The sequence below is a fragment of the Bradyrhizobium sp. genome (genome assembly GCF_047605465.1).
In the GTDB taxonomy this organism is placed as follows: Bacteria; Pseudomonadota; Alphaproteobacteria; order Rhizobiales; family Xanthobacteraceae; genus Bradyrhizobium.
Map to the genome: position 1 here is coordinate 1 of NZ_JASGFS010000033.1, position 21466 is coordinate 21466.

Sequence of the window (21466 nt, forward strand, 5' to 3'; positions counted from 1 at the left end):
CTCTGGTTCGGACTGCACGTCCTCTTCCGCGAGGTCTACAGCCTGTCCTTCCTCGGCATGAGCCCGGAGATGCCGGTGCTGACGTCGCTGGACTGGCGCGCTGCGCTGCTTGCGGCCGGAGCCGACTTGCCCTTGAACAGGGCGGCAAGGAAGCTCGGCTTGCTGCCGGCATCGTCGCCGCTGCCGCGACGTTCGATCTCCGCCTTGGCGAGTTCATAACCCTTCAGCGGCACGCCGTCGGTCGGCACATGCACGGTACGCCCATCGGGGAATACGCGGGCCAGCTGGTCATGCGTCATGCGCGGCCAGTGCCGGATGCTGCCGGTGTCGAGATGCACGAAGGGCGAGCCGGAGGTCGGGTAGAAGCCGACGCCGCCGCGCTGCAGGCGCAGGCCGGCGAAGCGGATCTGCTCCAGCGCCACGCCGGGAATGTAGAAATCCATCGCATGGCCCAGCATGTGCTGGCTGAAGCGCGCCACGCCGGAGGAGCGGCGGCGGAGCATGGCGTTGGTGGCGGGGGAGCGATAGGAGGAGATGATCTGGATCGGCTGCTTGCCGTCGACATCGCGATAGACTTCCCAGAGGATGTCGAAGAGGCGGCGGTCCATCACCGTCTCGTCCTGGGTGCGCCAGTCGCGGAGGAAGTGGTTGAGCTGCTTCAGCGCGGCTTCGTCGTAGCGCCCTTCGCGCTTGAAGGTGACGGTGAGGTCCTCGCCGGAATGGGTGTGGTGGAAGGAGAGCGTGCGCGTCTCGTTCGACGCGGTGGCGTCATGGACCACGCCTGCAGCCGCAAGCAGCACCAGCGAGGCGAGGCCGATCCTGGATCCGACCTTCTTTCCCGCATGGGACAACGACAGCGCAGCGATTTGCCGTGCGAAACCAGTCAGCACGAATGAGCCCACCCAGTCGACGAGCGTTCAAAATGGACTCTCCCGCCAACCCCGCTAGCGCGCGAAAGAGGATGAACGCTTTCTTAAAACGAGAAGGTTAATTTGAGGTTGACCTTCTCGCCCCCAAACCAAGTCAGAATACAGAGCTAACCGGTTGAGTGTGGCGAAAAAACGCCCGGTGCCCGTCCGCGGGTGGAGAATGGTTAACGTTAAGCGACCCCATCCCGGGGATGAGGTCGCTGATTTTATTGAAGAATTTCAGGAAATAGGAGGCTGGGCAGGGCTCAGCGGGTGAACACCCGCTGCTGCTGTTGCGGACGGCGGCCGACCGGGGCCGGTGGCGGGGACTGCACGCCGAACAGCCGTTCGAAGAAGTTCGGCCCCGACGAGCCGGAGCTGCCGCCATTGTTGGCCACCGCGACGCCCGAGGGCAGCGTCGTCGCCGGACGCGAATAGCTCGGCTGCGAATGCGCGACGACGGCTTCCAGATCCTTGCCGCGGTTGTTCTTCAGGATGTTGATCATGGTCGCGTCGCGGCCATAGACGTCCTTGCGGAATTGCAGCTTGCCGGCGTCGTCCACGAACGCTGTCTGATAGGTGATGTTGACCGGGATCGGCGTCGGGAATTTCAGGTCGACTTCGCTCTTGCCGTACATGCCGCGCACGCGCTCGGGCGTGTACTTCTCGTTCGGCAGCGCGATGTTGAGCAGCACGGAGGCGTACTGATCTGGGTTCTGCACGCGCATGCAGCCGTGGCTGAAGGCGCGCTCGTCCTTGGCGAACAGGTACTTGTCCGGCGTGTCGTGCTGATAGACCAGGAACTTGTTCGGGAAGTTGAAGCGGATGCGGCCGAGCGCGTTCGCTTCGCCGGGCGGCTGCGAGATGTGAACCGAGCCGTCACGATTCTGCTCGAGCTTGAGGCCCATGCGCTGGAGCACGGTCGGATCCTGCTGAAGCGCCGGCAGATATTCGTTGTAGACGATCGACGGCGGCACGTTCCAGGTCGGATTGACCGTGATGTACTTCATCGTCTCGGTCAGCAGCGGGGTGGCATGCTGACCCGGCTTGCCGGTGACGACGCGGGTGGTCCAGACCTGCTGGCCGCGCTGCATCACCTTGAGCGTATAGTCGGGAATGTTGAGGATGACATAGGCATCGCCGAGCGAGGGTGTGCCGAGGTCGCGCGGCAGCCAGCGCCAGCGCTCCATGTTGACGAGCACGGTGTCGATCTGCTTGTCGCGCTTCGGCGTGTTGAGTGCCTTGACCGTCCTGTCGTCGAGGATGCCGGTCGCCTTGATCTCGGCGCCGTTCTGGAATTTCCGCACGGCTTCCGCGACCGTCGCATCGTAGCGGGTGTCGCTCGCATTCTCGGTGATGCCGAGCTTGGCGCGGAGCTGCGGCACGCGCGGATCTTCCACCACGACCTCAGCCTGCTTCTTGCCGCGGGCGGGCGTGTACTTCAGCGCGGGACCGTCGGCGATCTCGACCACCGGGCCTTCGCCCTGTCCGCGGAGCTCGGCGAGCTTCGCCTTGAGCTCCTTGTAGAGCTTCTGCGGCGGATTGTAGCTGTCGAGCGCCGAAGACGCATCCGCCGCGGTCGTCACCTTGGTGAGGACTTCGGTCGGGTCGATCGGATGTTCCGGATAGAGGATGTCGGCGCTGACCTGTGACCAGTGCATGCGGCCGCTCTGCGCCTGGCGCGCATAGTCCAGCATGCTCGCGGTGAGCTTGAACTCGGCGTCGGCGAGCGCGTCGGGGTTGTTGGCGGCGGCGAAATCCGGCACCGGATAGTCAGCGGGATTGAGGCCATCGGATCCCGCATTCTTCAGGCGCGAGATCACGCCCTTGGCGGCGGCGGTGAGGCTGCCGGACTGCGTCCAGACCGGCGCGTAGTCGCGTCCGCCGTAGAATTTCTCGACTGCGGCGCGCTCGTTCTTGCGATCGAAATAGCGCGAGGTCTTCGCGCCGATCATGTCCTTCAGCTTGTCGGCGACCGGCTGGTCGGCGGCGGGAACGTTGCTCGCAGCCTTCACCGGTTCGGCGGCGGGCTCCTTGGCGACGTCCTTCGGCGGCTCGGCCGGAGTTGCGACGGCTGGTGCTGTCGCGGTGTCGCCCTTGGCGGGCTCGGTCTTCGCGGGTTCGGTCTTGGCCGTCTCGTTCTTCGGCGCGTCGGCAGCGGGCGTCACGGCGACGTCGGACGGCTTGGTGTCGACCTTGTCGGGCGCCGGCGCAGCTTCGGTTTTCGCCGCTTCGGTCTTTACAGCTTCCCTGGCGGGTTCCTTCGTCGAATCCTGCACCGTGGCGGTGGTGTCGAGCTTGATGTCGGCAGCGGTCGGGGGCGGGACGTTTGCGGGCTCGGGACGCGGGATCGCCGCTTCGATCGCGAGTTCGGCAGCGCTGCTGCGCGCCTGATCCTGCGCCAGGGCCGAACCGGCCGATACCGTGAGGAAGGTCGCCGCGACCGTCATCAGAACGCGGTCAAAGCCTGCACGGTGGTTCAAACAGTCTCGCATTGTGTCGCACCCCTCGGGTGAACTGCCCCTCGTGGAACAGCTTCGTTATCGTCTATTGAGCTTCGGCTAAACTGCGCCGGCCTCACGAAAGTTGCACGCCTGCACGCAACGATTCATACGCAGACGATATACAGACCCCGTTTTTGCAGCCAGCGCTACCGGGGACAACTCACGACAAACTGACTTCAAGGAAGCCCCTTTGCAACGGATTGTGCGGTTTCGCCACGCGCTTTTCCCACGGTCTGTCACTTCCGAGACACGGTTCATGCCGCGGGCAAAATGTCCCGTGATGCGAAGGGCTTGCGGCCACATCGCAGCATCAGGCGAACCGCCGTTCAGCCGTCGTGGCTCAGTGCGTCTCCTCGCCGCTTTTTCCGCCATGTCCATGCACGCCGGCTTCGTCGAGTTTGCGGTAGAGGGTTGAGCGGCCGATTTTGAGGCGCCGCGCCACCTCGGACATCTGGCCGCGATAATGCGAGATCGCGAAACGGATGATCTCGTTCTCCATGTCTTCCAGCGGACGAACGTCGCCGGTCGCGGTCAGCATGGACAGGGTTCCCGCCAACGGCTGCGGCAGCGGAGCAATCGGTATTTCATTACCCGAAATCATGGCCGGCGCTGCGATCGGCTCAAGCATCAGCGGTGCGGTCGGGATGTCCGTTGCGGAATGCGCATGCGAGGCGAGCAGCGGGAAGTCGGCGAGCCCGAGCTGCTCACCATCGCTCATCACCACCGCGCGGTAGACTGCATTTTCGAGCTGGCGGATGTTGCCGGGCCAGTCGAGTTGCGACAGGTGCGCCATGGCGTCGCCGCTGATGCCGGTGATGGCGCGGTTCTCCTCGGCGGCGAACCGCGCCAGGAAGTGCCGCAGCAGGTGCGGGATGTCCTCGCGCCGGGCCCGGAGCGAGGGGATCGTCAACGGCAGCACGTGCAGGCGATAGAACAGGTCCTCGCGGAAATGGCCCTGCTTCACCCGCTCCAGCAGCTTGCGGTTCGTCGCCGAGATGATACGGACGTCGACCTTGACGGGCTTGCGGCCGCCGACGGCCTCGACGGCGCCTTCCTGAAGCGCGCGCAAGAGCTTGACCTGAGCGCTCAGCGGCAGCTCGCTGACCTCGTCCAGGAACAGCGTGCCGCCATGGGCTTCGACGAACTTGCCCATATGCCGCTCGGTCGCGCCGGTGAAGGCGCCCTTCTCGTGACCGAAGAGGATGGATTCGACGAGGTTGTCGGGGATCGCGCCGCAATTGACCGCGACGAAGGGCTTCGCCTTGCGTTCGCCGCTGCCGTGGATGGCGCGCGCGAACATCTCCTTGCCGACGCCGGATTCGCCTTCGATCAGCACCGGAATTGAGGAATTCGCCGCCTTTTGCGCGGCGCGCATCACGCCCGCCATCGCCTCGGAGCGCGTGATGATGTCGGAGAAGCTCAGGCGGCCTTCGCGGCTGTGGCGGATGCGCTGCAATTCGCCCTTGAGCGCGGAGGCATTGAGCGCGTTGCGAAGCGAGACCTGGAGCCGTTCGATGCCGACCGGCTTGACGACGAAATCGGCCGCACCCGCCCGCATCGCCGAGATCACGTTGTCGATGCCGCCATGGGCGGTCTGCACGATCACCGGTACGCTCAGTCCCGCCTCGCGGATTTTCGCCAGCACGCCCATGCCGTCGAGGCCGGGCATCACCAGGTCGAGCACCACGGCGTCTATGGCCGGTGCGTCAGGAGCGGTGAGGGCGGCAACCGCGGCGTCGCCGGACTCCACCACGATCGCGTCATAGCCGCATTTCTGCACCATGTTCTCGACCAGACGGCGCGCCACGGCATCGTCGTCGGCAATCAAAATACTGGCAGCCATGGTGTTCCCCGCACGCTACAACTATCTGTCTCGAATCGGGGCACTCTGGCCGAAGCCGATTAACGCACTCTTAAACCTTGATGCCCCCACCCGCCGTCGCGATTGTTGAACACAGGTTTCCCACACAATGATTTCGCGCTCCAAGCCAGCCCTCAACAAATCCGCTCTCAAGAAGTCCGCTTTGAAGAAGCCGGCCACCAAGAAATCCACGGTCAAGGCAAAACCCTCCAGCAAGCCTGCCAGCAAGTCCGGCAGGCTTCCCGAGTGGAACCTTGCCGATCTCTATTCCGCGATCGACGCGCCGGAAGTGGCGCGCGACCTGGAAAAGATGGATGCCGATTGCGTCGCGTTCGAGACGGACTACAAGGGCAAGCTCGCGACAGGGACAGCAAACGAACATGGCGGAAAATGGCTCGCGGAGGCGGTGCGACGCTATGAGGCAATCGATGATCTCGCCGGCCGCCTCGGCTCCTATGCCGGTCTCGTCCACGCCGGCGACAGTGTTGATCCCAAGATTTCAAAGTTTTACGGCGACGTGTCGGAGCGGCTGACGGGCGCCTCCACGCACCTGCTGTTCTTCGCGCTCGAGCTCAACCGCATCGATGACGATATTTTGAATCGCGCGATGCAAGCCGCCGAGCTCGCGCATTACCGTCCCTGGATCGAGGACCTCCGCAAGGAGAAGCCGTATCAGCTCAACGACAAGCTCGAGCAGCTTTTCCTGGAGAAGGCGCAGACCGGCTATTCCGCCTGGAACAGGTTGTTCGACCAGACCATCTCGGGGCTGCGCTTCAAGGTTGGCGCCAAGGAGCTCGCGATCGAGCCGACGCTCAATCTGTTGCAGGACCGTGACGGCGCGAAGCGCAGGAGCGCGGCGGAGGCGCTGGCGAAAACCTTCAAGGCCAATGAGCGCACTTTCGCGCTGATCACCAACACGCTCGCCAAGGACAAGGACATTTCGGACCGCTGGCGCGGCTTCCAGGACGTCGCGGATTCCCGGCATCTGAACAATCGCGTCGAGCGCGAAGTGGTCGACGCGCTGGTTGCCGCCGTCCGCGCGGCCTATCCGAGGTTGTCGCATCGCTATTACGCGCTGAAGGCGCGCTGGTTCAAGAAGAAGCGGCTCGTCTATTGGGACCGCAACGCGCCGCTGCCGTTTGCCGCGACCGATACCATTGCCTGGCCAGATGCGCGAAACATGGTGCTGTCGGCCTATCGCGGCTTCTCGTCCGACATGGCCGACATCGCCGAGCGCTTCTTCACCGACCGCTGGATCGATGCCCCGGTGCGTCCCGGCAAGGCGCCCGGTGCCTTCTCGCATCCGACCACGCCGTCGGCCCACCCCTACGTTCTGATGAACTATCAGGGCAAGCCGCGCGATGTGATGACGCTTGCGCACGAGCTCGGCCACGGCGTGCATCAGGTGCTCGCCGCCCGGAACGGCGCACTGATGGCGCCGACGCCGTTGACGCTGGCGGAGACCGCGAGCGTATTCGGGGAGATGCTGACCTTCAGGCGGCTGCTGGCACAGACCAAGAGCGCGAAGCAGCGTCAGGCCCTGCTGGCCGGCAAGGTCGAGGACATGATCAACACCGTGGTGCGGCAGATCGCTTTCTACTCGTTCGAGCGCGCGGTGCACACCGAGCGCAAGAACGGCGAGCTGACCGCGACGCGGCTCGGCGAGATCTGGCTGTCGGTGCAGGGCGAAAGCCTGGGGCCGGCGATCGAGATCAAGGCGGGCTACGAGAACTACTGGATGTACATCCCGCATTTCATCCACTCGCCGTTCTACGTCTACGCCTATGCCTTCGGCGATTGCCTCGTGAACTCGCTCTATGCCGTCTACGAGCATGCGGCCGAGGGTTTTGCCGAGCGCTATCTCGCCATGCTCGCCGCCGGGGGCACCAAGCACTATTCCGAGCTGCTGCGCCCCTTCGGGCTCGACGCCAAGGATCCCAAATTCTGGGACGGGGGTCTCAGCGTGATCGCCGGCATGATCGACGAGCTGGAGGACATGGGCTGAGGGAAGGGTGTGCCCTCAATCAGCAGGCAAGCCTTGGTAAAACATCTGTTGAACCAGCCGACCGAACGACGTTATACATCTGTATAACGTCGTCGAGGCAAGCCATGAAGATCGAGATCAGGAAGATCGGCAATTCGGATGGCATGCTGCTGCCCCGTGAGCTGATGCAGCGGCTCGATCTCAAGCGCGGCCAGCAATTGCACATCGTGGAATTGCCCGGCGGTGGTTTTCGGGCGCTGCCCTACGACCCCGATTTCGAGCGCGCGATGGAATTCGCCGACGAGGTGACGGACAAATATCGCGATACGCTCGCTGCGCTTGCAAAGTAGCGGGCTGTTCGTTTGAGCGAGTCCGAAGAGCCGCTCTGGGTGACCTGCGAGCAGGCGATCGCCATTCACGGCCGCCAACTCCGCCGCTTCGGTGGCGCACCCGGATTGCGCGAGGACAACATGCTGCGGTCGGTGTTGGAGCGGCCGATCAACAGATGGCGCTCCGAGCGGGCGACGCTGAATGAACTGGCTGCGGCCTATGCATTCGGGCTCGCGAGAAATCACGCATTCGTCGATGGAAACAAGCGTATCGCCTTCATGACGATGATGGTCTTCCTCCACAGGAACGGCGTGGCTTTCAGCCCCGATCCCGCGGAGGCCGCGACCATCATCCTCTCCCTCGCCGCCGGCGAAGTCAGCGAGCAGAGCCTGACGCGCTGGATCCGCGACAATCTGGATTCGAAATGAGCCGATTGACCGGAAAACGGCGCTCCGGTGCCGTTGCCCTGCCCGAAGGTTTGCGGTATCCCAACCGTGAAATTCGACTTTCGACTGGGGACATTCATGGCTGACCATAGCGAAGTGGCGTACACCACGGCCGACGGTAACGACTACGTCGCGCACGAGCAGACTTATGAGGGCTTCATCAAGCTGGTGAAGTACGGCACGGCCTCGGTCGCGCTCATCGTGATCCTGATGGCGATCTTCCTGACCTGATCCATCGTCTGTTGCACCGCCATCGCCGGCGGTGCCCACAAAATTTGCATCCAAGCCGGTTCCAAAACCGGTATCCAACGTTGCGGGAGTAACGCTAAGTTTGCATGCGCGTCGTGTCCCGCGTCGCCGGAGGGCCTATGAAGATCGCCGTTGCCAAGGAAATCGATCCATCTGAGCCGCGGGTCGCCGCTTCGCCCGACACGGTGAAGAAGTTCAAGGCGCTGGGCGCCGAGGTTTCCGTCGAGCCGGGCGCCGGCATCAAGTCGGGCCTGCCCGATTCCGAATTCACCGCGGCCGGTGCCACCGTGAGCGCCGATGCGCTGAAGGACGCCGACATCATCATCAAGGTGAAGCGGCCGGAAGCCTCCGAGCTTGCGCAGTACAGGCGCGGTGCGCTCGTCATCGCCATCATGGACCCCTACGGCAACGAAGCCGCGCTGAAGACGATAGCCGATGCCGGCGTTTCCGCCTTCGCGATGGAATTGATGCCGCGCATCACGCGCGCGCAGGTGATGGACGTGCTGTCCTCGCAGGCCAACCTCGCCGGTTATCGCGCCGTGATCGAGGGCGCCGAGGCCTTCGGCCGTGCCTTCCCGATGATGATGACGGCCGCCGGCACCGTGCCAGCGGCCAAGGTGTTCGTGATGGGCGTCGGCGTCGCCGGCCTCCAGGCGATCGCGACCGCGCGCCGCCTCGGCGCCGTCGTGACCGCGACCGACGTGCGGCCCGCGACCAAGGAGCAGGTCGAATCGCTCGGCGCGAAATTCCTCGCCGTCGAGGACGAGGAATTCAAGAACGCGCAGACGGCCGGCGGCTACGCCAAGGAAATGTCCAAGGAGTATCAGGCCAAGCAGGCTGCGCTCACCGCCGAGCACATCAAGAAGCAGGACATCGTGATCACGACCGCGCTGATTCCGGGCCGGCCCGCGCCGAAGCTCGTCTCGGGCGAGATGGTCAAGTCGATGAAGCCGGGTTCGGTGCTGGTCGATCTCGCGGTCGAACGCGGCGGCAATGTCGAGGGCGCCAGGCCCGGCGAAGTCGTCGATCTCGATGGCATCAAGATCGTCGGCTACACCAACGTCGCCGGCCGTGTCGCGGCCTCGGCCTCCAGCCTCTACGCGCGCAACCTGTTCTCCTTCATCGAGACCATGGTCGACAAGAAAGAGAAGAAGCTCGCCGTCAACTGGGATGACGAGCTCGTCAAGGCGACCGCGCTGACCAGGGACGGCGCCGTGATCCACCCGAACTTCCAGCCGAAGGTCTAAGGAGAGCCGCCATGGAGCACGCTGCACAGGTCGTCGACCCCTTCATCTTCCGGCTGTCGATCTTCGTCCTCGCCGTCTTCGTCGGCTATTTCGTAGTGTGGTCGGTGACGCCCGCGCTGCACACGCCGCTGATGAGCGTGACCAACGCGATCTCCTCGGTGATCGTGGTCGGCGCGCTGCTCGCGGTCGGCGTCGGCATGGTTTCGAGCGGCTCCGGCTGGGCGCGCGGCTTCGGCTTCGTCGCGCTCATCTTCGCCTGTGTGAACATCTTCGGCGGCTTCCTTGTCACCCAGCGCATGCTGGCGATGTACAAGAAGAAGTCGAAGTAAGCGGCCACCTCGGGCTGAAGGGATCAATGGGGACCTGAGATGAGCGCCAACCTCTCTGCATTTTTGTATCTCGTGGCGGGAGTGCTGTTCATCCTGTCGCTGCGCGGGCTGTCGAGCCCGGCTTCGTCGCGCCAGGGCAATCTGTTCGGCATGATCGGCATGGCGATCGCGGTCGCCACCACGCTCGCGAGCCATCCGCCGGCCGACGGCGTGGCCTGGCTGCTGGTCATCCTCGCGGTCGCGATCGGCGGCGGCATCGGCGCGGTGATCGCCCGCCGCGTGCCGATGACCTCGATGCCGGAACTGGTCGCCGCCTTCCACTCGCTGGTCGGCATGGCCGCGGTGCTGGTCGCCGCCGGCGCGTTCTACGCGCCCGAGGCCTTCGACATCGGCACGCCCGGCAACATCCACCCGCAGAGCCTGGTCGAGATGTCGCTCGGCGTCGCCATCGGAGCGCTGACCTTCACCGGCTCGGTGATCGCCTTCCTGAAGCTGTCCGCGCGCATGAGCGGCGCGCCGATCATTCTGCCGTTCCGCCACATCATCAACATCGTCCTGGCCGCCGCTTTGGTCTTCTTCATCGTCGGACTGGTGCTCTCGGGCAGCGCGTTCGACTTCTGGATGATCACCATCCTGGCTCTGGCGCTCGGCGTGCTCATGATCATCCCGATCGGCGGCGCCGACATGCCGGTCGTGATCTCGATGCTGAACTCCTATTCCGGCTGGGCCGCGGCCGGTATCGGCTTCACGCTGGGCAATTCCGCGCTGATCATCACCGGCGCGCTCGTCGGCTCGTCCGGTGCGATCCTGTCCTACATCATGTGCCACGCGATGAACCGGTCCTTCATCTCGGTCATCCTCGGCGGCTTCGGCGGCGAGACCGCGGCAGCCGGCGGCGGCACGGGCGAGCAGAAGCCCGCCAAGCTTGGCTCGGCGGACGATGCCGCCTTCATCATGAAGAACGCCTCGAAGGTCATCATCGTGCCGGGCTACGGCATGGCGGTGGCGCAGGCCCAGCACGCGCTGCGCGAGATGGCCGACCTGCTCAAGAAGGAAGGCGTCGAGGTGAAGTACGCCATTCATCCGGTCGCGGGCCGCATGCCCGGCCACATGAACGTGCTGCTCGCGGAAGCCAACGTGCCCTATGACGAGGTGTTCGAGCTCGAGGACATCAACTCCGAATTCGCGCAGGCCGACATCGCCTTCGTGATCGGTGCCAACGACGTGACCAATCCGGCCGCGGAAGAGGACAAGACCTCGCCGATCTACGGCATGCCGGTGCTCCAGGTCTGGAAGGCCGGCACCGTGATGTTCATCAAGCGCTCGCTCGCCTCGGGTTATGCCGGCATCGACAATCCGCTGTTCTATCGCGACAACACCATGATGCTTCTCGGCGACGCCAAGAAGGTCACCGAGAACATCGTCAAGGCGATGTAACGGTTGGGGAGCGCGGACCGTGGCCCTGAACAAGGAGTGGCACCGGTCCGATCGCATGCCGAAGCGGGTGACACGAAGCCAGCGCATCGCGTTGTCCGCCGTTCGTGCCGGTGCCTGCGGCCGCCGCACGGTCCTCCGGCTTTCCGTCCCATTGCTCAGGAACCACCGCAAGCCCGCAAGGGCTGACGGGCGCGAGCTTCTCGCGCATAATCGCGCACGGCCTTATTCGAGGGATTCGTTGGCATGAGCACACACGGACCGATGCCGCGATCATCATGGATCTTCCCCGCTTTGGCGGTGCTGCTGTTCCTGATCGTGACCGTAACCGGCTACAGCTTCACCCTGTCGCTGGGCGGAGCCGTATTCGCGATCATCCTGCTGGTGATCCTGTTCGGCACCGTGTTCGCGGCCGTCCACCACTCCGAGGTGATCGCCGAACTGATCGGCGAACCTTTCGGCACACTGCTGCTCACGCTGTCGGTCACCGTCATCGAGGTCGCGCTGATCACCACGATCATGCTGGGCGACAAGCCGGCGCCGGAGCTCGCGCGCGACACCGTCTTCGCCGTCGTGATGATCGTGTGCAACGGCCTGGTCGGCCTCTGCGTTTTCATCGGCGGCCTGCGCTACCGCGAGCAGGGCTTTCAGGTCTCTGGCGCCAACGTCTATCTCAGCGTGCTGATCGCGATGGCGACCATCACGCTGATCATGCCGAACTACACGCTGACGACGCCGGGGCCGATCTATTCGGCGCTTCAGCTCGGCTTCGTCGATCTCGTGACGATCGTGCTCTATGGCGTTTTTCTCTACACCCAGATGGTTCTGCACCGCGACTATTTCGTCAACCAGACCGCAGACGGAGAGGGCGCGGAGACGCATCTGTCGGGCAAGATGCTGGCGCTCAGCGTCGCGCTGCTGCTGATCTCGCTGCTGGCGGTGGTTCTCCTCGCCAAGAAGTTCTCGCTCGTGGTCGATGCCGTCGCGTTCAAGATCGGTGCTCCGCCGGCATTCGCGGGCCTTCTGGTCGCCCTCCTGATCCTGATGCCCGAGGGCGTCTCGGCGATCGCCGCGGCGCGCAAGAACGACCTGCAGAAGAGCATCAACCTGGCGCTCGGTTCCTCGCTTGCGACGATCGGCCTGACCTTCCCGGCGGTCGGGATCGCCACCTACGTGCTCGACCAGCAGCTCGTTCTGGGCCTCAATCCGTCGAACACGGCGCTGCTGTTCCTGACATTCTTGCTGAGCATGCTGACTTTCGGCACCGGCAGGACCAATGTCCTGTTCGGACTGGTCCATATGGTGGTATTTGCCGTCTACGTGTTCATGGTCTTCGTGCCGTAGGAGGGTTCCGATGCTTGCCGCCAAATCCGAGGTCCAGGTCGACAACGACGAGGTCCGGGTCACCGAATGGCGGCTTGCGCCGGGCAGCGCGACCGGGCATCACACGCACGGGATGGACTATGTGATTGTTCCCGTCGTCGCGGGGGAAATGACCATCGTGGCGCCCGGCGGAGAGCGCTCCAAGGCGCAGCTTGCGGCCGGAAAATCCTACTTTCGCAAGGCCGGCGTCGAACACGACGTACTTAACGAAACGTCAACTGAGATCGTGTTTCTTGAGATCGAGCTGAAGCCGTAGGGCCGGCGTCACCTTTTGCCATCGATCCGTCGCAGTTGATCCCTCACTATGCCTCAAAGTTCCCGCATCAGATCATGCGGGGAGTGGTCGAAATGCTGAAATACCTCGCTAAAATTTCGATGGATATTTTCCCCTCGGTGCTCGCCACGATCATCGGGGCGTACATCGTCAATCATTACATCAACGCCCGGCCGGCCGCCGACACCCCCGCCGCCGTCGTGGCGCCGGCCCAGGCCGGCAAACCCGCCGACGTCGCTAATCTCCCCGCGCCCGGCGTCAAGGCCAAGGGCATCGCCGAGAAGAGCGTGGTGGACAAGCCGGTGGCTGAGAAGCCGGCCGACAAATCGGCTGAGCAGCCGGCCAAGGCAGCGGACGCCGCGCCGGGCGAGACTGCCCCCGCCAATTCGCGCGCCCGCACGCCGGCGCATGAGAAGACCGCCGCCAAGTCCACCTCGGGCACGGAGGCCAATGCGGCGCCGGCCGCGACCCCCGACGCCAACGATCTGGCGCGCGCGGCGATCGAGCGTCTGCGCAAGTCACCCGAGTACAAGTCGCTCGAGGCCAAATCACTTGAGGGCAAGTCGCCCGAGAACAAGCTCGCCGAAAGGTCGCCCGAACCGGTCGTGCTGGAAACGCCTCGTGGGCCGGAAGCAGGTCCCCGGGTCCAGGAAGGTCCTCGCGTGACCGCCTTGCCGGCCGCCGTGCGTCCGTTGCCGCCGCCGATCACGGTCTCGACGCCGCCCTCCGAGACTTATGGAAATGGTGCGGTCGCGCCGGAGAACCCGTCCTATACCGCCTCGGTCGACGCCGACGGCGGCAACCGCCTGACGCCGCCCGCTGACATTCCCGTCCCGGTGATCGCGCCGCCGCTCGATCTGCGCGCCGATGCCGGCGCCCCCATGCCGCGACCGAAGACCAATGTCGCAGACGACATGCTGTCCGGCGTCAAGTCGATGTTCCACGCCGTTCTGCCGAAGAGCGCCACGCCGAACTAGGGCGTGGTCGGGGACGTGAACCCCCGGTTCGCATTCTGAAAACACCTTGAAATTGGCTTCCAGAGCCCGGCTCCGACCGGGCCGAAGCCGCGCCCGCTCCTGGGCATCTCAGGCTGTACCGGCCCTGTCAGCCGCCGACGCGGGCGAGGCCGCTGCGGGCGGCGTCGTCGCGGGGCCTCAGCGTCACAGCTTTGTTGTAGGACGCCGCCGCCTTGGTCTTGTCGCCCAGCCGCTCATAGGCCTGTCCGCGCGTGGTCCAGACCTGGGCGTTGTGGGGATCGGCCTGCGATGCCTCGTCGAGATCGGCAGCGGCCTCCTTGACCTTGCCGACGGCGAGATAGCTGATGGCACGGCCCAGCAGCGGCTCCGCCTTCTGCGGGTTGAGCCCGCTCGCGGCGCCGAAATCGGCGATCGCGGAGTCGTGCTCGTTGTTGCCCTGATAGATCAGGGCGCGGCCGTACAGCGCCTGCGCGTTGTAGGGGTCGAGCGCGACGGCGCGGCTGTATTCGTCGAGTGCCGCGGCCGTGTCCCCGGACTTGGCCAGGGTCTGCGCCTTTGCCGTATGCGTCTGGGCTTCGCTGACATTGCCTGCGCTGACCACGCTTTCAGCGGTCGCCGTCTTCGGCGCCTCCTGCGGCTTGTCCTTCTCCGGCATCAGCGATCCCAGGTCGAAGGAGCATCCGGACAGCGCGATCCCGATCAGAGCCAGCGCCACCGGCTGCTGCCAGATCTGGCGGATCCGCGCCAAGCCGCGCTCGGGGAAAGGGGAGGCCATCTACGGATTCGCTCGCGCTGGTGCCGCATCGGTAAGTGCCCCATCCCAGAAGGCACTGCTTGCCAAAATGATAACGCGGGCCCGGGGCCCGCGTCATCGAAAACTCAGTCTTGCAGTTTCGGCAAAATCAGCGCGGTCCGCGACCGGCGCCGGGACCGCTGCGGCCGCCAGCACCACGATCACCGCCGGGGCCTGCACCGAACACCGGCTTCGGCTTCATCGGCAGCAGGCCTTCGCGCTGCAGCTTCTTGCGGGCCAGCTTGCGTGCGCGGCGCACGGCTTCGGCCTTTTCACGGGCCTTCTTCTCGGAGGGCTTTTCGTAGTGACCGCGGAGCTTCATCTCGCGGAAAATACCCTCGCGCTGCATCTTCTTCTTGAGCGCCTTGAGGGCTTGATCGACATTGTTATCGCGAACGAGAACCTGCACGCGGCATCCTCTTCAGTGGATCGGATTTGAATTCTGGAAAGTCAAAGGGGGAGGCATGAAACGCCCGGCCCTTAACCTTGAGGGCGCGGATGTATCAGACAAATCCCGCGATGTCCACCTGCCCGGAGGCCATTTGGGCCAAGTTCAGCCACTATAATGGAACCAGAATGGCCACGGAGCACTGATTTGGGGCGATTCGGCGCCGGGACCGCGCCATTCCCCTGAAACTTTGCTCCGGACATCCGGGAAATCAGGGGAGACGTCACATGGATATGAAGAAATACGCCGCCGAGGCCATCGGCACATTCTGGCTCACATTCGCAGGCTGCGGCAGCGCGGTCATCGCCGCCGGCTTTCCACAGGTCGGGATCGGTCTTGTGGGGGTGTCGCTGGCGTTCGGGCTGAGCGTGGTCACCATGGCCTATGCGATCGGCCATGTGTCGGGCTGCCATCTCAACCCCGCCGTCACGGTGGGCCTCGCCGCCGGCGGACGCTTTCCGGCCGGCCAGATCCTGCCCTATGTGATCGCGCAGGTGGCCGGCGCGATCTTGGCGGCCTGGGTGCTCTACATCATCGCGCGCGGCGCGCCCGGCTTCGACGTCACCAAGGGCTTCGCGTCGAACGGCTATGACGCGCATTCGCCCGGCCAGTACAGCATGGCCGTCTGCTTCCTCACCGAGGTCGTGATGACCATGATGTTCCTGTTCATCATCATGGGCGCCACACATGGTCGCGCGCCCGCGGGCTTCGCGCCGCTCGCGATCGGGCTCGCCCTGGTGATGATCCATCTCGTCAGCATTCCCGTGACCAACACGTCGGTGAACCCGGCGCGCAGCACCGGCCCGGCGCTGTTCGTCGGCGGCTGGGCGCTGGCGCAGCTCTGGCTGTTCTGGATCGCGCCGCTGATCGGCGGCGTGCTTGGTGGGGTGATCTATCGCTGGCTCAGCGACGAGCCCACCGGCGTCGTCGCGGGGGTGAAGACGGCCTGACCGGTGAAGCGGGATCGCGGCTTGTGCCGCGGTCCCCTCACTTGCCTTTCGGCGGCCGCACCTCGGTGACATGGCCCATCTTGCGGCCGGGGCGCGGTGTCCCCTTGCCGTAGATGTGCACCGTGGCGCCGGGCACGCTCAGCCACTCCTCGTAGCTGTTGATCTCGTCGCCGATCAGATTGGTCATGGTGACGACCTCGCCGTGACGCACGGGCTTGGCGAGCGGCCAGCCGGCGATGGCGCGGATGTGCTGCTCGAACTGCGAGACGGATGCGCCGTCGAGCGTCCAGTGTCCCGAATTATGCACGCGCGGGGCAATCTCGTTGACGAGCACTTTCGGCCCCGTGCCGTTGGCGAGCACGAACATCTCGACCGCCAGCACGCCGACATAATCGAGAGCGCTCGCGATCTTGCCCGCGATGCTGCGGGCTTCTTCCGCCAGCGCGTCCGGAATCGGCGCCGGTGCGCGCGAGATCTTCAGGATGTGGTCGCGGTGCTCGTTCTCGGTGACGTCGAAGCACTCGACCTGGCCCGAGGCCGAACGCGCGGCGACCACGGAGATCTCGCGCTCGAACGGCACGAAGGCTTCCAGGATCGCCTGCTTGGTGCCGAGGCTCGTCCACACCTTCGCGATGTCGTCGCCGTTGCGAATGATCGCCTGTCCCTTGCCGTCATAACCGAAGCGGCGCGTCTTCAGCACGGCCGGAAGACCGATCCTGACGATCGCCTCGCGCAGCGAGGCGACGGAGGTGACGTCGGCATAGGCGGCGGTGCCGATGCCGAGCCGCGTCACGAAATCCTTTTCGGCCAGCCGGTCCTGCGTGGTCTCCAGGATCTTGCGGTTGGGCAGCACGGGACGGCGCGCAGCCAGCACCATCGCCGCGGCGGAAGGAACGTTCTCGAACTCGTAGGTGATGACGTTGACGTCGTTGGCGAACAGTTCGAGCGCCTCGACGTCGGCATATTCGGCGCAGGTCGCGTTCAGGACGACGTCGAAGGCCGGCGAATCCGGGTCGGGCGAGAACACCTGGCAGCGTAGGCCGAGCCGCGATGCGGCCATCGCCAGCATCCGGCCCAATTGTCCGCCGCCGAGGATGCCGATGGTGTCGCCGGGCTTCAGCTTCACCTGCTTCTGGTCAGTCACGCCTTGTCCTCCGGGCGCTCCGCAACCGCCTCGGTCTGCGCCTTGCGCCAGGCCGCAAGGCGATCGGACAGGGCCGGGTCGGACAGCGCCAGCACGGCCGCCGCAAGCAGGGCGGCGTTGATCGCACCCGCCTTGCCGATGGCCAGGGTGCCGACCGGGATGCCTGCGGGCATCTGCACGATCGAATAGAGCGAATCGACACCCTTGAGCGTCTTGGATTCCACGGGCACGCCGAACACCGGAAGCTCCGTCAGCGCCGCCGCCATGCCGGGCAAATGGGCCGCGCCGCCGGCGCCGGCGATGATGACCTTGTGGCCGGCCGCCTTGGCGCCCTTGGCGAAGGCGAACAGCCGCTCGGGGGTGCGATGCGCCGAGACGATGCGGGTCTCGGAGGCGACACCGAGCGCGGTCAGCGTCTCGGCGGCATGCCGCATCGTGTCCCAGTCCGACTGGCTTCCCATGATGATGGCGATTGGCGCGGTCATGACGTCAATTGTGCTCGGGAATACAGAAACATAGGCCAGATTATCGGTTCCGGCCGGCGGCTCGCAAGGCGGTGGCAAGGAGAAGGGAATGCACTATCCTGTCTTGGTGAATCCCCGCAAGCCTTCATTGAGCAGGAAGCCCATGAAGAAACCGAAAAGGGCAAGCTCCGCGAAGGCCAAACCGGGCCGAAAAGCCGCCGGGAACCGCTCCAGGACCGCACCCGGGCGCTCGACCGGGCCGGCGCCGCGCGGCGCCTCGGCCGATGACGGCGCCGAAGCGACCATCCGCGGCCTGCGGACCAAGCTCAGGGCGGCGCTGCGGCGGATCGCGGAACTCGAGGCCGCGGCCGACACCGACTTCCTGCTCAATATTCCGAACCGGCGCGGTTTCGAGAGCGAGCTTCACCGCGCCATCGCCTACATGAAGCGCTACCGCGCCACAGGGGCGTTGATCGTGCTCGACGTCGATCGGCTGAAGCCGATCAATGATGCGTTCGGACATGCCGCCGGCGACGAGGTGCTCAAGGCGATCGTCGCCACGCTGGCGCGGCAGGTTCGGGCATCGGACGTGGTCGGCCGCCTCGGCGGAGACGAGTTCGCGCTGCTGCTCTGGAATCTCAGCGAAACCGATGCCAAGGCGAAGGCTGCGATGTTCGAGCAGGCCGTCGACGAATTGTCGTTCAGCTTTCGCGGCCAGCGCGTCAATGCGGGCGCCTCCGCCGGTGTCGCGCTGCTCGGGCCGCACTCCGATGCGGCCCGCGCGATGGAGGAGGCGGACGCCGCCATGTATGTGCGCAAGGCGCGCCGGCGGCACGAGCCCCGAACCATGTCCGCAAGCGATTAGAGCTCTCGCTCCGACGCAATCCGAACGGAAGTCTCGGCCTCGCCGCGGGTTTTCCAGGCGCGCGAACCGTCATCCACTGCGCCGGAAGCGCACTGGACTACAGCGTGCCGAGGTCTTCCGGCACGCTGCCGAATTTGCGTAGCAGCTGGGCATCACCGAATTCGCCGGTCATGGGGTCGCCGCTGCGGCTGAACGCCACCGCGCCGATGTGGCCGGCGCCGCGCGCCAGCACTTCGGCGCGCCGCAGCGCCGCGGCCGAGGACTGGCATTCTTCCGCCGCCCCCGCGATTGCAGATCCATCGGCATCGATCAGAAAGGGCATTGCGACGTAGTAGGTCACATCCGACATGACATTGCTCCGGTGTCCGAGCATGATCCGGACTGCGCCAACGACCGCCTGAAGCGCGACGATGATTCATTCGCATCTCGTCGCGCGAGTAACTCAGGCGGCGCTGCTTTCGCTCCGCATCCTGCCGCGTGAAATATCGGGAATGCAGCCGGCCGAGATCGCCGCCTGCAATTCCTCGAGCTCCGCCTCCAGATATTCGTTGGCCATGATCAGCGCCTTGATGGTGCTGCGCAGATTGCCGTCGCACATCGCGATCGCCTGATCGCAGGCTTGTTCGTAGTGGCTGTTGTCGAACGGGACAGTTGCTGACATCTGCGTTTTCCTGGGGCGGTTGGTGCCTGAATGTTCCTATTTTGTTCTTTTTGAGTCAAGCGGATTCAACCGCAGGGAGCCGCTTTCCCGTGGATCAGGCGATGATGTCGGGCGTTATCTGGTCTTCGATGAACGCGATCCGGTCGCGCAACAAAAGTTTGCGCTTCTTCAATCGCTGTAACCGCAACAAGTCGGGAGCGGGCGATTGATGCAGTGCATCGATCGCCGCATCGAGATCTCGGTGTTCCTGCTGCAACCGGGCGAGCTCGGCTTCGAGCTCGCGCTCGTCTTCATGGGTCATGTTTGCGGTGGCCGAAAAACCGATAGGCTTGAGATCGAGGCTGTGGATGCCCTGTGGAAATTATCGTCCTTGCGCGGCGTGATCGCAAGCGATCTCGGACTGCCGATCACCGATCTCCCGCAAGATATTTCGTGGGATCGCGACAGCGCTGCGTAAGCTTATTGATATCATGAAATTTTTCCGCGCGGTTCCTTACTCACGGTTCATTACATATGAAATTTCAAAAATGACCCTGCGACGATCGATACCCATCGACAGAACGAATCGGTGATGTAGACTTCGTCGTCCGGATCGAATCCTAAGGTTGAACCCTACCGAGGAGGTTTCGAATGACAATTCAGGCACATCTGGTTGAATTGGAACGGAAGCACAAGCTTCTCGAAAACGAATTGCACGAAGCACTCGTGCACCTTTCAACAGACGACCTGCAAATTGTTGAGTTGAAGCGCCGGAAGTTGATGGTCAAGGACCAGATCGAGCGGCTGAGGCACAACTCGGACGACACGCTCCACTAGGATTTTCCACACAGCATAGAGTTGCTCGTACCCATTCATTGCAGGGGTGAGTGTTGTCGCACTCACCCCTGCAAACTGATGTAGCTACGTGCGCGTTGCCGCGTCTTGCTGTGGGAGAGCTAGATGTCCGCGAGTTCGCCGACGTGATCCGCGATCGCGAGCGATGACGTCAATCCCGGTGATTCAATGCCGAACAGGTTGATCAGGCCCGCGACACCATGGTCGCGCGGACCCTGCATCAGGAAATCCTGCGTGGCGACGGCGGGCGGCACGATCTTCGGCCGAATGCCTGAATAGCTCGGCAACAGCGCGCCATCGGGCAACGTCGGCCAGTATCTGCGGATCGCCGGATAGAAGCGTTCGGCACGCGACGGATCGACCGCGTAGTCGATCGTCTCGATCCACTCGACGTCGGGGCCGAACCTCGCCTGTCCCGCCATGTCCAGCGTCAGATGTACGCCGAGGCCGCCGGGCTCGGGCACCGGATAGATCAGCCGCGAGAACGGCGCTTTGGCGTTGCAGCTGAAGTAGTTTCCCTTGGCGAGGTAGGCCGGCGGTATCCGATCGAGCGGCATGCCGTCGATGTTGCGCGCCACCGTCGTCGCCGAAAGGCCGGCCGCATTGACGAGCAGGTCGCATTGCAGCGTCATCGGTGCCTCGCCGCCGGCATCGATCTCGATGACGCCGGCCGTGACCTTGGCGCGGATCATCGGAGTGTGAAAGGCGAAGGCGGCGCCCGCTGCCTCGGCCTCGCCGCGCAGCGAGAGCATGTAGGCGTGGCTGTCGATGATGCCCGTCGACGGCGAGAGCAGTGCGGCGTCGCAGGCCAGCGCCGGCTCCAACGCACGTGCGGCCTCGCCCGAGAGCAACTGCATGTCGAGCACGCCATTGGCTTCGGCATGCGCCTTGATCGACTGCAGCTTCTCGGTTTCCTTGGCGCTGGTCGCGACGATCAGCTTGCCGCAGTTCTTGTGGGGGATGCCGCGCTCGGCGCAGTAGCGGTAGAGCGCATGCTTGCCGCTGACGCACATGCGCGCCATCCAGCTTCCGGCCCGGTAATAGATCCCGGCATGGATCACTTCGCTGTTGCGCGAGGAGGTGACGGTGCCGATGGCCTCGGCCTCCTCGAGCACGATGACCTCGCGCCCGGCCTGGGCGAGCTTTCGAGCGACCGCGAGCCCGACGACGCCGGCTCCGATGACGACGCAGTCGACCCTATCCATGATTGCGCAGGAGGTTCGTCGGATGCGCCGATGGCGTCGGGATCGGTCTGCCCGGGACCGGCGGCCTGAAGCCGTTTTCCGTTAACGAAGCATTTATCATGTCAGGCCAATTGCCGTTTTTTGCGTCACATTTTTCTGTTGCGCTTACAGGCGTTTACCCGATCCAAACCCGCGAA

23 protein-coding genes and 1 pseudogene are annotated in these 21466 nt (G+C 64.5%); 13 read left to right on the forward strand and 11 right to left on the reverse strand.

Annotation, left to right across the window (positions count from 1 at the left end; all coding sequences use genetic code 11):
- Positions 1 to 101: 101 nt before the first annotated feature.
- From QM712_RS22325 to QM712_RS22335, 3 genes and pseudogenes are all read right to left on the reverse strand, one after another.
- Positions 102 to 902 (reverse strand): annotated as a pseudogene (locus QM712_RS22325) (DUF882 domain-containing protein); the annotation flags it as partial.
- 272 nt (positions 903 to 1174) lie between these two features.
- Positions 1175 to 3403 carry a L,D-transpeptidase family protein gene (locus QM712_RS22330; RefSeq protein WP_415025306.1) on the reverse strand — a complete coding sequence of 743 codons (2229 nt, stop codon included), beginning with the start codon at positions 3401 to 3403 and terminating at the stop codon, positions 1175 to 1177.
- A 349-nt stretch (positions 3404 to 3752) separates the two neighbouring features.
- Positions 3753 to 5255: a sigma-54-dependent transcriptional regulator gene (locus tag QM712_RS22335; protein WP_415025307.1), complete on the reverse strand. Its 1503-nt coding sequence runs from the start codon at positions 5253 to 5255 to the stop codon at positions 3753 to 3755.
- 127 nt (positions 5256 to 5382) lie between these two features.
- On the opposite strand from QM712_RS22335, the gene QM712_RS22340 reads away from it, so the two are divergent.
- The 10 genes from QM712_RS22340 (at position 5383) to QM712_RS22385 (ending at position 13926) form a co-directional block, all read left to right on the forward strand.
- On the forward strand, positions 5383 to 7278 hold the full coding sequence (locus tag QM712_RS22340; RefSeq protein ID WP_415025308.1) for a M3 family oligoendopeptidase: 1896 nt from the start codon (positions 5383 to 5385) through the stop codon (positions 7276 to 7278).
- A 104-nt stretch (positions 7279 to 7382) separates the two neighbouring features.
- A complete protein-coding gene (locus QM712_RS22345) occupies positions 7383 to 7607 on the forward strand; it encodes an AbrB family transcriptional regulator (RefSeq protein WP_415025309.1) in 225 nt (74 codons plus the stop codon).
- A 12-nt stretch (positions 7608 to 7619) separates the two neighbouring features.
- Entirely contained in the window at positions 7620 to 8015 is a 396-nt protein-coding gene (locus QM712_RS22350; RefSeq protein WP_415025310.1) for a type II toxin-antitoxin system death-on-curing family toxin, read from the forward strand.
- A gap of 96 nt (positions 8016 to 8111) precedes the next feature.
- Positions 8112 to 8264, forward strand: a complete 153-nt coding sequence (locus QM712_RS22355) for an aa3-type cytochrome c oxidase subunit IV (protein WP_008136857.1) — start codon at positions 8112 to 8114, stop codon at positions 8262 to 8264.
- Positions 8265 to 8401: 137 nt separating this feature from the next.
- Positions 8402 to 9529, forward strand: coding sequence for a Re/Si-specific NAD(P)(+) transhydrogenase subunit alpha (locus QM712_RS22360; protein ID WP_415025311.1), 1128 nt, complete (start codon positions 8402 to 8404; stop codon positions 9527 to 9529).
- Between the two features lie 11 nt (positions 9530 to 9540).
- A complete protein-coding gene (locus QM712_RS22365) occupies positions 9541 to 9858 on the forward strand; it encodes a proton-translocating transhydrogenase family protein (RefSeq protein WP_024337650.1) in 318 nt (105 codons plus the stop codon).
- A 39-nt stretch (positions 9859 to 9897) separates the two neighbouring features.
- Positions 9898 to 11295: an NAD(P)(+) transhydrogenase (Re/Si-specific) subunit beta gene (locus QM712_RS22370; protein WP_415025312.1), complete on the forward strand. Its 1398-nt coding sequence runs from the start codon at positions 9898 to 9900 to the stop codon at positions 11293 to 11295.
- Between the two features lie 243 nt (positions 11296 to 11538).
- Entirely contained in the window at positions 11539 to 12636 is a 1098-nt protein-coding gene (locus tag QM712_RS22375) for a calcium:proton antiporter (RefSeq protein WP_415025313.1), read from the forward strand.
- Positions 12637 to 12646: 10 nt separating this feature from the next.
- Positions 12647 to 12931, forward strand: a complete 285-nt coding sequence (locus QM712_RS22380) for a cupin domain-containing protein (protein ID WP_415025314.1) — start codon at positions 12647 to 12649, stop codon at positions 12929 to 12931.
- A gap of 92 nt (positions 12932 to 13023) precedes the next feature.
- A complete protein-coding gene (locus QM712_RS22385) occupies positions 13024 to 13926 on the forward strand; it encodes a hypothetical protein (protein WP_415025315.1) in 903 nt (300 codons plus the stop codon).
- Positions 13927 to 14053: 127 nt separating this feature from the next.
- Here QM712_RS22385 and QM712_RS22390 read toward each other — a convergent pair whose 3' ends face one another.
- Together QM712_RS22390 and rpsU are read right to left on the reverse strand one after the other, a co-directional pair.
- On the reverse strand, positions 14054 to 14701 hold the full coding sequence (locus QM712_RS22390; protein WP_415025316.1) for a tetratricopeptide repeat protein: 648 nt from the start codon (positions 14699 to 14701) through the stop codon (positions 14054 to 14056).
- A 127-nt stretch (positions 14702 to 14828) separates the two neighbouring features.
- Positions 14829 to 15128 carry a 30S ribosomal protein S21 gene (gene rpsU, locus QM712_RS22395; RefSeq protein WP_415025317.1) on the reverse strand — a complete coding sequence of 100 codons (300 nt, stop codon included), beginning with the start codon at positions 15126 to 15128 and terminating at the stop codon, positions 14829 to 14831.
- A gap of 266 nt (positions 15129 to 15394) precedes the next feature.
- Here rpsU and aqpZ point away from each other — a divergent pair, with 266 nt between their 5' ends.
- Entirely contained in the window at positions 15395 to 16117 is a 723-nt protein-coding gene (gene aqpZ, locus QM712_RS22400) for an aquaporin Z (protein WP_415025318.1), read from the forward strand.
- Positions 16118 to 16154: 37 nt separating this feature from the next.
- On the opposite strand, the gene QM712_RS22405 is transcribed toward aqpZ, so the two are convergent.
- Both QM712_RS22405 and purE read right to left on the reverse strand, forming a co-directional pair.
- Positions 16155 to 17261: a 5-(carboxyamino)imidazole ribonucleotide synthase gene (locus QM712_RS22405; protein WP_415025319.1), complete on the reverse strand. Its 1107-nt coding sequence runs from the start codon at positions 17259 to 17261 to the stop codon at positions 16155 to 16157.
- A complete protein-coding gene (purE, locus tag QM712_RS22410) occupies positions 17258 to 17746 on the reverse strand; it encodes a 5-(carboxyamino)imidazole ribonucleotide mutase (RefSeq protein WP_415025320.1) in 489 nt (162 codons plus the stop codon). The genes QM712_RS22405 and purE overlap by 4 nt, the downstream gene beginning before the upstream one ends.
- A gap of 142 nt (positions 17747 to 17888) precedes the next feature.
- On the opposite strand from purE, the gene QM712_RS22415 reads away from it, so the two are divergent.
- Positions 17889 to 18590: a GGDEF domain-containing protein gene (locus QM712_RS22415; RefSeq protein ID WP_415025321.1), complete on the forward strand. Its 702-nt coding sequence runs from the start codon at positions 17889 to 17891 to the stop codon at positions 18588 to 18590.
- 97 nt (positions 18591 to 18687) lie between these two features.
- Here the strand turns inward: QM712_RS22415 and QM712_RS22420 are convergent, their stop codons facing one another.
- From QM712_RS22420 to QM712_RS22430, 3 genes are all read right to left on the reverse strand, one after another.
- The gene (locus QM712_RS22420; protein WP_415025322.1) at positions 18688 to 18939 is read right to left on the reverse strand and encodes a hypothetical protein; all 252 of its coding nucleotides are present in this window, start codon (positions 18937 to 18939) and stop codon (positions 18688 to 18690) included.
- A gap of 93 nt (positions 18940 to 19032) precedes the next feature.
- Positions 19033 to 19251, reverse strand: coding sequence for a hypothetical protein (locus QM712_RS22425; protein WP_415025323.1), 219 nt, complete (start codon positions 19249 to 19251; stop codon positions 19033 to 19035).
- A gap of 94 nt (positions 19252 to 19345) precedes the next feature.
- A complete protein-coding gene (locus tag QM712_RS22430) occupies positions 19346 to 19552 on the reverse strand; it encodes a YdcH family protein (RefSeq protein ID WP_027545541.1) in 207 nt (68 codons plus the stop codon).
- 329 nt (positions 19553 to 19881) lie between these two features.
- Between QM712_RS22430 and QM712_RS22435 the strand changes: the two genes are divergently transcribed.
- The gene (locus QM712_RS22435) at positions 19882 to 20067 is read left to right on the forward strand and encodes a YdcH family protein (RefSeq protein WP_212406244.1); all 186 of its coding nucleotides are present in this window, start codon (positions 19882 to 19884) and stop codon (positions 20065 to 20067) included.
- Between the two features lie 119 nt (positions 20068 to 20186).
- Here the strand turns inward: QM712_RS22435 and QM712_RS22440 are convergent, their stop codons facing one another.
- Entirely contained in the window at positions 20187 to 21290 is a 1104-nt protein-coding gene (locus QM712_RS22440) for an NAD(P)/FAD-dependent oxidoreductase (protein ID WP_415025324.1), read from the reverse strand.
- Positions 21291 to 21466 lie beyond the last annotated feature (176 nt).